At 45.9% G+C, this 14126-nt stretch carries 11 protein-coding genes and 1 CRISPR repeat array; all 11 genes read right to left on the reverse strand.

Annotated elements, in window-relative coordinates; genetic code table 11:
* Window positions 1-171: 171 nt before the first annotated feature.
* Entirely contained in the window at window positions 172-579 is a 408-nt protein-coding gene (locus ACE418_RS12890; protein ID WP_416450984.1) for a biotin/lipoyl-containing protein, read from the reverse strand.
* A gap of 35 nt (window positions 580-614) precedes the next feature.
* Window positions 615-1100 (reverse strand): hypothetical protein, encoded by a 486-nt coding sequence (locus ACE418_RS12895; protein ID WP_416450985.1) that lies wholly within the window; start codon window positions 1098-1100, stop codon window positions 615-617.
* 12 nt (window positions 1101-1112) lie between these two features.
* Complete coding sequence (gene mmdA, locus ACE418_RS12900) at window positions 1113-2642, reverse strand: methylmalonyl-CoA decarboxylase subunit alpha (protein ID WP_416450986.1); 1530 nt, start codon at window positions 2640-2642, stop codon at window positions 1113-1115.
* 108 nt (window positions 2643-2750) lie between these two features.
* On the reverse strand, window positions 2751-3632 hold the full coding sequence (locus ACE418_RS12905) for a LysR family transcriptional regulator (protein WP_416450987.1): 882 nt from the start codon (window positions 3630-3632) through the stop codon (window positions 2751-2753).
* Between the two features lie 192 nt (window positions 3633-3824).
* Window positions 3825-4784, reverse strand: coding sequence for a helix-turn-helix transcriptional regulator (locus ACE418_RS12910; protein WP_416450988.1), 960 nt, complete (start codon window positions 4782-4784; stop codon window positions 3825-3827).
* 403 nt (window positions 4785-5187) lie between these two features.
* Window positions 5188-5394 carry a hypothetical protein gene (locus ACE418_RS12915; protein ID WP_416450989.1) on the reverse strand — a complete coding sequence of 69 codons (207 nt, stop codon included), beginning with the start codon at window positions 5392-5394 and terminating at the stop codon, window positions 5188-5190.
* Between the two features lie 24 nt (window positions 5395-5418).
* Window positions 5419-9516 carry an AAA domain-containing protein gene (locus ACE418_RS12920; RefSeq protein ID WP_416450990.1) on the reverse strand — a complete coding sequence of 1366 codons (4098 nt, stop codon included), beginning with the start codon at window positions 9514-9516 and terminating at the stop codon, window positions 5419-5421.
* A 3-nt stretch (window positions 9517-9519) separates the two neighbouring features.
* Window positions 9520-10230, reverse strand: coding sequence for a hypothetical protein (locus ACE418_RS12925; RefSeq protein WP_416450991.1), 711 nt, complete (start codon window positions 10228-10230; stop codon window positions 9520-9522).
* Between the two features lie 5 nt (window positions 10231-10235).
* Window positions 10236-10826, reverse strand: coding sequence for a hypothetical protein (locus tag ACE418_RS12930; protein WP_416450992.1), 591 nt, complete (start codon window positions 10824-10826; stop codon window positions 10236-10238).
* Window positions 10816-11775 carry a hypothetical protein gene (locus ACE418_RS12935; RefSeq protein WP_416450993.1) on the reverse strand — a complete coding sequence of 320 codons (960 nt, stop codon included), beginning with the start codon at window positions 11773-11775 and terminating at the stop codon, window positions 10816-10818. Before ACE418_RS12935 ends, ACE418_RS12930 begins: the two co-directional genes overlap by 11 nt.
* Window positions 11776-11854: 79 nt before the next feature.
* The gene (locus ACE418_RS12940; protein ID WP_416450994.1) at window positions 11855-12496 is read right to left on the reverse strand and encodes an EcsC family protein; all 642 of its coding nucleotides are present in this window, start codon (window positions 12494-12496) and stop codon (window positions 11855-11857) included.
* Between the two features lie 719 nt (window positions 12497-13215).
* A CRISPR array of direct repeats spans window positions 13216-14086; the repeat unit is 36 nt; unit sequence GTTTCAGTCCCCTTGCGGGGATTATACCCTTATAAG.
* Window positions 14087-14126 lie beyond the last annotated feature (40 nt).

Genomic DNA, 14126 nt, shown 5'->3' on the forward strand with positions numbered 1-14126 from the left:
GAACTACGAACGAAAAACTTTTAAGTTGAAGGGGCCTCGCATGATGGCAAAAACCTTCGTGCGACAGCCCCTTTTAAATTGTTAGTGGCTAGCCCCTTTTTTTGCGGCCTGCGAACTGCGGGACGCCCTTTGGGCGTCCCCTACGAGCCACGTGCCACGAACAACGAGCCACTATTTTACAATAACAGCCAATACGTCGCCGGTCTTTACGTTATCGCCGGGGTTGACGCGGATTTCGTGGAGCGTACCGTCAGCAGTCGCTGTGATGTCGTTCTGCATCTTCATGGCTTCTAAGACGAGGATGATGTCGCCCCGTTTGACAGCTTGACCGGCTTCGGCTTTGAGGGCCGAAATCTTGCCCGGCATGGGAGCCTTGACGGTGATGGCGCCTTCCGGGATCGGGCCGCCTACAGCCGGAGCCGGCGTTGCAGCCGGAGCAGCTGCCGGCGTCGGTGCGGGAGCTGCCGGAGCTGCCGGAGCAGCGGCCTGCGGAGCCGGTGCGGCAACCGGAGCACCGCCCATTTCTTCGACTTCTACTTCATATGCTTTTCCATTGACGGTAACCTTGAATTTTTTCATATATGTGATCCTCCTGGATTTAAATATTCACTGTACTAACGACTCATACCACCCAGGCGGGCTGCCATAGCCCAGTTTTCCCGATGGCGTTTATAACCGCGCTTCTGCGGACGGATAGAACAGATAGCCGACGGCGGATAGCCATAGGCGGCGACAGCGGCCATGATGACGGCGACGACTTCATCGTCCATGCCATCCTGAGCCGCTTCCGGAGCCGTTTCTTTCACGACGGCCATCGGCCGGGCGGCGACGACAGCGGGCTGGCGCTGGCCGACAGGGACGACGGGGTGCGTCAGTTCCTGTTTTTCTATGGTTTCCGCTTCCGCCGGGACCATTTTTTCAGATTTGACAGCGTCCTTCAAATCCTGGACGGCTTCGGCCAGTTCCTTGACGCTCTGCTGGAAATCGGCGACATCCTTCATCTTATCTTCCAAGGCACGGAAGCGGGTATTATAGTACCGGCTCAAGATCAGGGTCATGGCGATCAGCAGGACGATGACGGCAAATTGAATTTCTATCATACGGCAGCCTCCTTATAACGGCATGTTGCCGTGTTTCTTCGACGGCCGTTCTTCCCGCTTGCTGTAAAGCATAGCCAGGGCACTGATAATGCGCGGACGCGTTTCCTTCGGTTCGATGACGCAGTCGATCTGACCGTGTTCGGCTGCTTTATAAGGCGTCGAAAATTCATTGATATATTCTTGCTTTTTCTTTTCTTTTTCCGGATCGTGTTTGAAGATGATATTGGCTGCGCCATCCGGACCCATGACGGCGATTTCCGCCGACGGCCAGGCCATGACCACATCGGCACCGAGCTGGCGGCAGCACATGGCAATATAAGCCCCGCCGTAAGCTTTACGGGTAACGACCGTGATCTTGGGTACCGTCGCTTCGCAGTAGGCATAGAGCATCTTGGCGCCGTGGCGGATGATACCGCCATATTCCTGTGTCGTCCCCGGCAGGAACCCCGGTACATCGACAAAGGTGACGACAGGGATGTTGAAGCTGTCGCAGAAGCGAATGAAACGGGCGGCCTTATCGGACGCGTTGATGTCCAGGCAGCCAGCCAGGAACTTCGGCTGATTGGCGATGATGCCGACGGTCTGACCGTCAAAGCGGGCGAAGCAGGTAATGATATTCAAGGCGTAGTTTTCCAGGACCTGGAACACGTTGCCATCGTCGACGCAGGATTTGATGACGTCGAGCATATCGTAAGGCATGCTGCTGTCGTCGGGAATGACCGAATTGAGGCTTTCGTCTTCGCGGTTCGGATCATCATCGGATTCGACGACCGGCGCTTCTTCCATATTGTTGCTGGGCAGGAAGTCAAGGAGGGCCTTGATTTTTTCGATGCAGTCGTCTTCATTTTCGCAGGCAAAGTGAGCCACGCCGGAAATGGAGCTGTGCGTCATGGCGCCGCCCAATTCTTCAGCCGTCACTTCTTCGGCCGTAACCGACTTGATGACGGCCGGGCCCGTAAGGAACATGTCCGACGTATTCTTGACCATGAAAACGAAATCCATCAGAGCCGGGCTGTATACGGCACCGCCGGCGCAGGGCCCCATGATGACGGCGATCTGCGGGATGACGCCGGAAGCCGCCGTATTGTTCATGAAAATGCGGCCAAAGCCGGACAGGGCATCGACGCCTTCCTGGATACGGGCACCACCGGAATCATTGATGCCGATGACAGGAGCCCCCATCTTCAGAGCCATTTCCTGCATCTGAGCGATCTTATGGGCGTGCATTTCGCCGAGCGAACCGCCTTCGACGGTAAAATCTTCGGCATAGGCAAAGACCAGGCGGCCGCGGACCGTGCCGTACCCGGTAACGACGCCGTCACCGGGAATTTCCTTTTCCTGCATGTTGAAATTCATGCAGCGATGATGGATGAACTGTCCCATTTCGGTGAAGCTGCCTTCATCAAATAACTTAGCCAGCCGTTCGCGGGCTGTCATCTTGCCTTTTTTATGTTGCGAATCAATTCGCTTCTGACCGCCGCCCATCTCGATTTTCGCGAGCTTTTCATGGAGCTGGTCAATCTTTTCCTGAACTGTAGCCATTCCTATACCTCCAGTATCAAAGTATTTTATCAGGTCACATAACAATGAATTATACCATAGAATATCCAAATTTTATAGTCTTTCGGCCATCCAACTTCTAAGAATCGCTCAAGCCGGAGCGCCGTTGACGGTCTGCCAGACCTGGGCGATGAACTTGCCCGCCGCCGGTGACAATTCCTGGATATCCGGGACAGCAATCCCCAAGGAAATATGCTGGGCCGGAGCCATAGGCCGAAGGACTACGCGGCCTGCCCATTTTTCCGTCGTCAAGCGGTTGTTGAGGCTGATTCCCAAACCTTCTTCGACCATGCAATACGCCGTATACGGGTCGGTCGTCGTGAAGCGGATATCCGGCTTCACCTGCTGAGTTGCCAGGAAACGGTCGATATCCGTATCGTGATCCGGCAGGGGGATAATGAAAGGCGCGCCATTCAGCCGTTCTATGGGAATCTCCTCATCTGCCGCCCAGGGATGATCCGGCGGCAGCCAGACGACGAGCTCATCGTCTTTCAACGGGATCCAGTCATAGGCCACCTCCGGTCCTGGCTTGGCCGACAGACAGCAGTCGACGGCCTTCTCATTGAGCCACTGGGCCAGTTCCTGATTGGTCCCTTCCAACAAATGGATTTCCACCTTGGGATACTGCGCCTGGAAGCGGCTCAGGATTTTGGGCAGCCACGCCGCGGCCACACTATAATAACTGCCGATATTGAGGACACCGGCCAGGACACCTTGGATTGCCGCCCCCAAATCGACGACCTTCTGCGAAGCCCGGACGACATCCTGAAAGACCGGAACCATCTGCTGGCCATTAGCCGAGGGGCGGACCCCCTGCTTGTTACGCACGAGCAAAGGAAAACCGATTTCCTTTTCCAACGAGCGTATCATGCGGGTTATGCCCGACTGCGTATAACCGAGTTCCTTGCCGGCTGCCGTCAGACTCCCGTACTGAATCGCCAGGAGCAAGGCCTGGCATTTGATACTATCCATAAGCTATCACCCATTTCGTCATGACATACATGTCAAATCACCGTTTGTGTCATACCTTATTGTACCGTATAATGAGGCCATCCGTAAAGGGTTAGCGAATGGCTTTAAATTTAAAGTTCGCTTCTACAAACTATAAAGAAAAAGGGACTTCGCACGATGGTAGAATCCTTCGTGCGGCAGTCCCTTTACAGGTTACAATTCAACTATCTTGACGTCTTTGACATATTTTCCCTGGCTCCGCAGCCACATTTCGATGCCTTTCCCGTAGACTTCCGCTTCCAGCTGGTACGTCCCGTTATCTTCACTCAGTATCTTCGCCGTCGGCAGGCGGTCCAAGATGGCGTCGATATCATAGCCCGTATAGGTGAAGGTGACGCGCTGCAGCCGTCCGCCGTACATGAACTGGACGCGCTTGCGGAACTCGCCTTCCTGGAAACGCCGATTATAAGGAATGTGGAACGTCGCTTTTTCGACATCCAAGGTCTTGATCCGGTCCAGGCGGTAAATCGTCGGCGTAATGTCCCGGGCACTTTCATAAATCTTTTCGATATCCTTGTCGTCGATGAAGGCGATGAGATAAAAATAGTATTCCGAAAAGAGCAGAGCCAAGGGCTTCAGCCGCCGCTGGACGATTTTCCGGTCCTTCAGCCGGCCATAAGCCACATCGACATAGCGGTGCTGCTGAATGGCCTCGCCAAGGTGCCACATAGTGTCGAGGAAACTCGTCCGGTGCCGCGGTTCGACGTAGTGGAAGGCCTCGTTATTGACCAGGCGGGTCACCATGGCCTGATTCGACGCCGGCACACAGCAGGAAATCACCTTGCGCAGCATTTCTTCCATTTCCGTCTTGACGAAAGCCCGGCTGTCAAGTAAGATTTTGCATAGCGCCAAGATCTCACTGTTCGACAACTTCTGGACCTGGCCGCCCTCCATGCGGTAGCCCTTTTCCACATAATCATAGACAATATCACAAGGCATCCCATCTCTTAGTGCCATACCATTGCGGCAAAATGCCCGGATATCCTCAATATCCCGCTGGATACTGCGCTCATTCACACCATACTGTTGGGCCGCTGCCGGCTTCTGAATCGTCTGGCCAGCCAGCAGCTGCGAATACAGCGCCAGTACCCGCGAAACCTTATCTTCTTTCAAACAATCACATCCTTCTCCTCAAATCGTAATCGTCATCGTAAGGGGCTGGGCCAACCCATACCACCGGGCAATGATATAAAGAACCAGCACATATAACACCATATTGACAATCACACAGCGGACACGATGCCGATTTTCCTGGGGCTCCTTCTTGGGGGCAAAAATACCGACGAGCAGCCCTAAAAAGCTAAGGGTAATAAAAATCAGCAGTCCTCGCGTAAGCCAATTGCCGCTGTTCCATCCCGTCTCATAGACAGCCAAAAAATTGACGCCAAGACCGTAACATAAAAGGCCATAAAACCTGTACCAAAATATAAAATAAAGGCCGTAAAATGAACCATTTAATCAGCCAGGCAACGCCTTGAGCCACAGCCGTCCCCATCTTTTACCTCATCACGCCTCCTCAAATCTTGCAGACAAACTGATTACACGACTGAACGCCCTGGGTCTTCATGTTCCGCACCAGGCACTGATTCTCAGCCAGCGGATCATACTCCCAAAAACCGACAATCGGCGCCTTCGGACGGATAGCCTGGTTCATCGGGTCGTACCAGTGTTTACAAAAAGCACGCTTATGTGAAGCGGGATGATTCAAATTCATGAGTTCCATCGTACCTGACCTCCTTACTCCATTTCATCGTATTATATTATTTGCCTTACGTTTACGGCGACAGTCTTTGCATCGTTTCGGTAAGTCAAACCCTTTAGATTCAAAATAAGCTTTTTCCCCATAAGTAATATCAAAGGGATTAAAGCAATTCTCGCAAATCTCCCTCCTATAAACTTTATGGCTACATTCATAACAAAGGTTATAATTCATTCGAGAATTTATTTTCCCTCGTTTGACTTTTATCTCTTTGCCGCAAACCTCACATCGTCCTACGATGACAAGCTGGTTGCAATCATGACAAAATTCTGGCATCCTTCGCTCTCCTTTCGCAATTTGATCTACCATTTCCCGCGTAAGGGATATTTCCTTTCCACACCCCTTGCAACGCACCGTTTGAACAATGGTAGTATGACACTGATAACAATATTTAGGTAATTTATACTCGTGGAATTGTTTATTGGTAATACGAATCATTTCGCCACACCCTTGGCAAGGATACTCTTTAACAATTTTACAGTCTTCACAGTATTCTTCGCGTGGCAACTTCTCAATATACCGACGTTTGTTTGTATAAAGCATAGGCTTTCTGCACTTTTTACATTCATAGACTTCTCCATCATACAAACAATCTGGACAAATACCTTCTTCTAACTCCTCCTTAGCATAGACTTTATGGCAAATGCGACATTCTGCCGTATCTGATATTTCCTCAGATTTTTTCTGTGGCAAAAACTTATCCAGCCCTGATACGGCAATATCTTCACTCGTTCCCTTACATACTTCATGAGGTTCTTCCCTCAGCGGGGCATCTGCTGGCAAATTCCATTGCCAATCCCGATTGGGATTCATGATTTCCGCATAAGTCAACACAATTCCGTTTTGTTCTATGTAACTGGCAATCTTTCCCAAATTATGCGTTTCCCCGTAGTTATACAAATAGCTCATGGAGCCAACAAAAATCAGCGTGTTCTTGGTGCGGGACATAGCTACATTCAACCGGGCATTATCTGAAAAATAAGCCGTTTTATGCTGAGAGCGGGTCATACAGTAAATCACTATATCCGCTTCATCGCCTTGAAAAGCATCAATGGTATTGATAATAACATTTTTCTCTGCCTTCAATGCTTGCTTTAACTTCGACTTTTGCCGCTTATATGGGGTAATAACAACCAAACGGCCGTTATATCTCTCACGAATCCGCTTAACCAGATGAGAAACAACGATGACCTCCCGTTCGTTATAAGGACTACTTTGCGGGCTGTCCTTTTTTTCTCTATAGGCTGCATCACCATCCATATTCAAGAAAATCATATGATGAGAAAAGAGCAAGGGTTGTTTATGAGAGCAACTTGGAGCTGACTCCAGTTTTCCGTCATAAAACAGCTGGCTCACCAAATTGCCAATGACGGTAGGCATCCTAAACTGCATCGTCAACATGCACTTATTATCCGCTGGACACTGCTCAAACAGGTACTGGAAAAAGCTAGTTGAAAAGAATTCATTAATCGTATCTTCGTCAATGATATCGTTTAATTGGACACCTCCATTAAAAAGAATGGGATCCACAACAGGAGGCAGCTGCTTATGATCGCCAATAATGATGATTTTTTTTGCATGATTGATAGGAATCAGCAATTCTCCCGGTAAAGCCTTGCCAGCTTCATCTACAATGACCAAATCAAAGTCAATACGGTTCAACCCTATTTTTTTCTTGGCCAAACCCACACAGGTTGCGCCGATAACAGAAAAATTATTTAATAAATATTCACTAATCTGTACTTTATTGTCCTTTTCCGATAATAATTGGATCCATCGTTTCCGATAAGGGAGCAATGCTTCCGGACAATCTTCCTGCGTGACACGTTTTTCATACTGCTCCAGGCGTTTTTCAAAATAATATTCCTGTAAATCCGATGAAATCGTATCCAAATTACCACAGCGCACGATTTGTTCAGGCTGCAAAGCATTTTGATTCGTCAATCCGCGCAGGACATTGTCAACAGCTACATTGGCCTGTGAAACAATCAAGATTCTAGACTTCGGATCCACTGCCAGCTGCTGATAAATCATTTCTTTAATCAGTGTCGTCTTCCCTGAACCTGGAGGCCCTTGTATGAGAAAGAAATCCTCGACAGCTGTTGCCCTGGTCAGGGCATCGAGCTGACTTTCATTATGAAGTACAGATGGATTATACACCTTCTCGATGCGTCGCTGGCTGTCCGAAAACGTTAAATGAGGCAAATCAAAAATAATTCCTTTCAGTCTGGCATTGGTCATCTGTCCTAAACGAAAAGCTTCTAGAGCTTGCTGTTGCTGTAATTCCGGATAAGGAATCGTTCCTTCATATAAATCCACAGTATAAGCAGCCGCAGCCGCTTCTTCCAAAGTAATCCGGGTCTGTAAAAACAATTCTTCCCCATTCATATCTAAAGTTCCTGCAAGACTTCGGCCATTATGCAGCTGCACTAAGAGATTTCCCGAAGAAAAATGCTTTTTAGAAAGTCTACTCAAAAAATTCTGGACTTTCCCCCTATCTTCCGGGAAAATCAGCAAGGTCTTTCCATTTTCTTCTATTTCTAAAATCTGGACATCTTTGCAGGAAAGATGCCCATATGTTTTTATATCAATCAGGCGTTTCATCACTTCGCTCCATTGGTTGAAGTAAAGGATGTTGGCCTGACTGTTTTTGATTTTATTTTGCTCTGCAAACTGTTTTTCTAAGTAAATAAGCAAAGCTTTTGTGTTCTCTGTATAGGCTTTGATGTTCTTTTTTTGATAAGGCCTGGCATCTAATTTAGCATCAAAGGCCACAAATACATCGTTGAACCGAAACATATCCTCTTTGGGCAAAAAATCACAAAATTCAAAATAGCAAGTATCTTCCTCAGAACTTGGTAAAGCTACATGAACTTGAAATGCCGCCTTATTACCTAACTGCAGTTTCAGCCAATCCCATTGAGAATCATAGGGGCCAACATACCAGTCATCCATGGACTCATCCAAACCAAGCTTTTCAACTTGTGCAATAAATTTACTCGATTGATTCTTATGGATAATCAATGGAATGGTAGAAAAATTTTCGATTTTTAGACTGTCTTCATATTGCTCCGTGACTTGTGCTACACCCATTTTATAATCCCAATACTTGACATAGATTCGACGATGCTCCCCAATGACGGGATACCGTCTTTCTATACAATCCTTGGGAAATAACCGCAACGTAACGCCTTGATAGGTCAAATAATACGTAATCCGATGCTTTTCTTCTTGTTGTTCAATTTTAGAAACAACGGCATCTATTCCGACCGTAGGTTGACGCACCGCTTGCTGGATGAACATCCCTTTGGCACAGGAGAGGTGTTTAACGCTGCCATACGCCCCTTTCTCATTATTCGTCACCAGACAGTATAAAGAATCTGCTCCAGGAAACAACGCCGTATTTTCCGGATCATCACAAACAGCCTTATAGTATATATGAGCCCCACTATCAACGCAAATATCAAAGATATCCCCATTCAAGTCACTTTTATCGATAACAATAACCTGATTAGTATAAGGCACTTTCTCTGGCAGGCGCATCGAAAAAGGAGGAATCAGCTCACCGGTCCGTTCAAAGGTCCGTTCTAATTGGCCTCTGTATTTTTGCAGATAGCCCATATAGGCTCTTTCTTCTTGCATAAATTCTATTAATGTCTTCCTGGCACTCTTTACGGACTGTTGGCGCATCGGCGTATACTGCTGTTGGCTCGTATGTTGTTTCAACTGGGCCATCAGCTCTTTGCAATATGCCATTTTCTGGTTGGCATCCTCTTCTTGCTGCTTCAGACATTCTACGACAGTATTGTAAGCATGCTGATTGGACTGCTTCTTTTCCCGAATAAGCCTTTCACGCATAGCGTACAGTTTTTCTGCCGAAGTGTGTTCCATAGAGTGTAATTCTCGATAGTACCGTTCATGAGCTTCCTTGTTCTTTTTAACAGCCTCAGACTGATATTCTCTATAGTTTTCATCCAGCTTGTTTTGCCGTTTCCGTTCTTCGTCTGAAAGAGAGTTAAAAGCAACCGCAGCAAGAATACCAACTGCAGCAAGAGCACCAACTGCAGCAAAAAAAGGTATTGGCACAGCTTATTCCCCCTTACTATAGTCTAAATGAGTGATTAGCGTGATGATAGACACAATCTTCTCTTCCGTCTTATCTAATTGTTCTAATATTCCTTCATCTTTACAATGTGATTCAATATATTCATTTTGTAATGATTGACACCTTCCTAAAAGATAATCAAGCGCTTGAGAAATCAGCTGATAATCACGTTCCATCTGGCCTCTTCGAAAATCTCTTTCTTTGTCCTTATCTTGATAAGAACGTTTCATATCTTCTATTTCCTTAGTAATAGAGAGCAAATTCTCATCATGGTCTTTTGAAATTTGCATCCTCTTTGTTTCTTCAGCATCATGCATCCTGGCCGTTATTTCTTTTTGGGTACTCACAAAAGCATCAGCCTGGATTTTATACCGCTTTGTCGCTTCTTCTTCAGCTCTGACATTCTGATGAACTTGCGCTATTGTCTGACAAAGATCCAATACATCAGTAGCAATGCTCATAATCATCATCGGCTTGAAAGATTTTTTAGCTAGAGAGAGACCATACTGGCCCACATTTGCTGCAAGCCCAAGAGAATTAGCACAGGCTAGAGTACTCCCTTGCGATTGTCGATGCGTAATAGGCGCAGGAGAACCAACCGGAACTGCCGGAAGGGGCATATCGGAAGAAGTTTTCTTCGGTTCTTCATCATCAAATTGCGCATCTTTTAATTTAGAAATATCAATACCTGCCATGTCGATTACCTCCACTTCGTTAAGTACTTCTGAATTTTACTTGCTTTCTTTTCATAATCATCTGCTAATCGCTGAAAATACAGATTCCGTACATCAGCAGCCGCATCTTTCTTCAAGAAAACCAGCTGCTTATCTAAATCCGACAGATATGTTCTGTACATCTCTAATACTTTTTTCACCTCTTGATGCTGAAAATGAGCCTTACGGTTATCATCGCTCATCGTTTCAGCCTGATCTGAAGCTTCGAGTACAGATTGCTGCAGTTCCTGCTCAAATTTCTTTTTTTCCTCTGCGAGAAAACATTGAAACCGCTGTTCTGCCGTATTTAGCCGGTCTTGCACTTGCTTTTCCGTCTCTTCATTCCAAACGTCCAAGGCTCTTTGGGCCGTATGAATCTGCTTCTTCAAAGCTTTTGTGCGATTTCGTTCTATCAGATAATCACCAAATGCTTGAATGCAATCCAAACTTTCTTTAAAGTCATGCTGTACTTCTTGTATCGTAGGCAAATCAGGCGTTGTACTAGCTGGATACGACAAATCAGCCGTCAAAGTCTTCAAGTTATCTATACATAGTGAATAATGGTCTTTAAGCTTCATCGTCATCACCTTCAAAAAGTTCCCCGCCATCAGCATATCCGCGAATCATAGACGGATACTGTTTCAAATTCTCCCAAAGAATTTCCTGATTCCCCTGTAAATCAATTTCCTGGATAGCTTCCCGCACCATATCTAATTCCCGCTGCGGCGATAAGGCATTCGTAAAACGGAGGATTCCTTTTTTCGATGAAAAGGACGGTACGGCTACCTTTTTGGTCCTGAGTTTTTGGGTAACCGGATCCACATAAAAAGTATAGGTTTTCTCCTCTAAATGGAGGACATAGAGATGATAAGGAAATTCACATTGTACCGCATCCTGGACACTACCAGATTTTTCTGTTACATCATCAGGACTAAAGACTGGCAATTTCAAGATATGCCGCTGCAAATATCGTTTCTTCCCTACATAAGTTAGGTAATTAAACTCATCGCTATCAAGCTGACTGCCCTTTTTCTTTAACAAATTTTGAACCACTTTATGTGTATTACCAAAAAGAAATTTAGAACGACCTGTTGGAATGTCTGTTCCTTTAATGCAGGCAAAACTCCTCTCCTCAGGAAGCAGATCTCTGAGGCCATCTGATGAACGATGAACATGCAGTTTCCGGCTGAGGCCATCGACATAAAAAGGCTGTTGTCCTCGAGAAAGGCTGTCTGCTATCCGATAAATCTGTAAAATCCGTTTTCCCGGTTCACTTGGCACAAGTTGCCCATCAAATTGTAATAAGCCAGATTTCTGCATCCGCTGGATTTCTTTCTGAATAATAGCCGCTCCCAATTGGGTAACCATGACGATATCCTCTAGCGACTTACGGTCATCGATCATAAAGAGAATCAGCAATGGCAGGGCATCCAGTTTATCTCCTAACTTACCGATTTGAAACTCAAGTTTGACATCGTACACTGGCACCCATACCGGCAACGGCTGGGGTAAAGTCAAGTATTCCAACAGAACCCACCTCCTCGTCTGTCGTTAGTATAACAAATAGCATAGACATTTTCTGTCGTTGTCACTAAAGAAAAATAATCTATTCCACCGTAGCATCAATGGTTACTACAGGTGATTCATTTTGTCCCAAGATAAACAATTCCTTAGCTTTATTGCCAATGACTTTCGTAGAATAGGCATCTACGCCACCTCCGATAAGTCCACCAATAACAGGAATGGCTTTACTCAGGTTGATGGCCCCTTTCGTCCCGAATTTGGTGAGCAGGCGGAAACCGACTGCTCGGTTGATGCGGACAATAAGTGCCGAAGATATTTTCTGAACAGCTCTTTCCGTCAGCTTTTTACCGATTTGGATGCCAGCCTGCTTCAAGATTTCTTTCACTTCATTACCACACAAGCAGGCAATGACCAAGGTTTTAACGCGGTCATCATGCAAATCATAACCGCCCATACGGGCAATAGCAGCAATCATCTGCATCTGCATATAAATCACGCTGGCCACATTGGCCGGTAAAGCAACCGGCAGGGTAATAAAACCACCTAAGCTAGTCAAAAAGCCAGAAGTTCCGCACTTAATAATCTGATTCTTGATCAAAGCATCGACTTGTGCTTCTAAATCTCCGCCATGGGCCATATAATCAGCGGCTAAATCAGCGGCGCCCTTCATGCCCGCTACGCCATTCAGGGCTTTATCATAAGAGATGTCTAAAATTTTTACCATGGCACTCGTATCCACAGCTACCACTCCTTACAAAATTAAGAATATCTGAACCCTAAGTTTTTTGCGAAAAAAATCTTCTATATGATTGTAACATTCGACAAAATTCTTTCAAATCCTTCAAAAAATAAAATACAACCTATCTTTTATCGTTTTTATGTCCTTCCTACTTTTTTCGGCAAATGAAGGCAATCTAATTACGGTATACTATGTCCTGTAAGAAGCACTCAACCCTATGGATTCTGTGAAAGGAAGTGAATGATATGTCCCTGATTGAAATTGCACTTGGCGTACTTATCGAAGAAATTCTTAGTGATGATTAATCGCTGTCTGTATCTATAAGGAGGTGAGATTCATGGACATTGATGTTTACGTCGATATTGATATTTACTAATTTTATTTTTTACGATATTTTTGCTTTTTTTAAGGAGGTTTTTCGTATGCCTTTTTTCATTCCTGCCGCCATTTCCGCGGTCACCACAGCAGCTGCTGAAAGTGCAAGTATGTTTGTCGCCGGGGCCACGTCGGCCTATCGGATTTTCCACGATTGAGGAGGTGATACTATGGTCTATGGCTACGATTCCATTTTTGAAAAACCTTGGCTCTATTGGATGTGATTGAATTGAATAATGGTAATAAAAAATAACCGCCAACGGTGTCCTACACTGTTGGCGGTTATTTTTATGTTTATCTCCCCTCTCTATCTGAAGTGGGTTTCCTTGCGTTCAGTCCCCTTGCGGGGATTATACCCTTATAAGGTGACCCCGAGGCAACGGAGTATTGCGACCGTGTAGATGGTTTCAGTCCCCTTGCGGGGATTATACCCTTATAAGATATGTCCGAAATTTCTCTTAATTTTAATCAAATGAGTTTCAGTCCCCTTGCGGGGATTATACCCTTATAAGGTTGGTCTTAAACAAGCTGTAACTCTGAAGAATATGGACAAAGTTTCAGTCCCCTTGCGGGGATTATACCCTTATAAGACCTATAATCAAGTTCTTCGGCAGTAAGAAAAATGGTTTCAGTCCCCTTGCGGGGATTATACCCTTATAAGATCTAAGAATTTTAAAAAATATCTATGCTTTTCTGAAGTTTCAGTCCCCTTGCGGGGATTATACCCTTATAAGTTGTCAGCTTCGCCTTTGGAGTTATGGCTACAAAGGTGAAGAACATCCAGTTTCAGTCCCCTTGCGGGGATTATACCCTTATAAGGGCCATTAGAGATAAAGATTGGGGGGCATACACAAGGTTTCAGTCCCCTTGCGGGGATTATACCCTTATAAGTCTACTATTGATCAGTTGATCAATGAAATGAATATGCATGTTTCAGTCCCCTTGCGGGGATTATACCCTTATAAGGAAAGAACAAGGAGTAAAATCTTTCTTCAAAGAAGGATTTGAGGTTTCAGTCCCCTTGCGGGGATTATACCCTTATAAGATTGCCAGAAGATATCAAGAAACAGATTGCACTTGATTATATCAAAGTTTCAGTCCCCTTGCGGGGATTATACCCTTATAAGTCTGTGTATAGTCTTCACCAGCTCACAGAGCTTTTAAGTTTCAGTCCCCTTGCGGGGATTATACCCTTATAAGTCTGTGTATAGTCTTCACCAGCTCACAGAGCTTTTAAGTT

The organism is Megasphaera jansseni (genome assembly GCF_047974155.1).
Classification (GTDB): domain Bacteria; phylum Bacillota; class Negativicutes; order Veillonellales; family Megasphaeraceae; genus Megasphaera.

Excerpts from the sequence above, each read along its gene's own strand:
- ACE418_RS12890 (WP_416450984.1), bottom strand. The coding sequence starts at position 579 with ATGAAAAAATTCAAGGTTACCGTCAATGGAAAAGCATATGAAGTAGAA.
- ACE418_RS12895 (WP_416450985.1), bottom strand. The coding sequence starts at position 1,100 with ATGATAGAAATTCAATTTGCCGTCATCGTCCTGCTGATCGCCATGACC.
- mmdA (WP_416450986.1), bottom strand. The coding sequence starts at position 2,642 with ATGGCTACAGTTCAGGAAAAGATTGACCAGCTCCATGAAAAGCTCGCG.
- ACE418_RS12905 (WP_416450987.1), bottom strand. The coding sequence starts at position 3,632 with ATGGATAGTATCAAATGCCAGGCCTTGCTCCTGGCGATTCAGTACGGG.
- ACE418_RS12915 (WP_416450989.1), bottom strand. The coding sequence starts at position 5,394 with ATGGAACTCATGAATTTGAATCATCCCGCTTCACATAAGCGTGCTTTT.
- ACE418_RS12925 (WP_416450991.1), bottom strand. The coding sequence starts at position 10,230 with ATGGCAGGTATTGATATTTCTAAATTAAAAGATGCGCAATTTGATGAT.
- ACE418_RS12930 (WP_416450992.1), bottom strand. The coding sequence starts at position 10,826 with ATGAAGCTTAAAGACCATTATTCACTATGTATAGATAACTTGAAGACT.
- ACE418_RS12940 (WP_416450994.1), bottom strand. The coding sequence starts at position 12,496 with ATGGTAAAAATTTTAGACATCTCTTATGATAAAGCCCTGAATGGCGTA.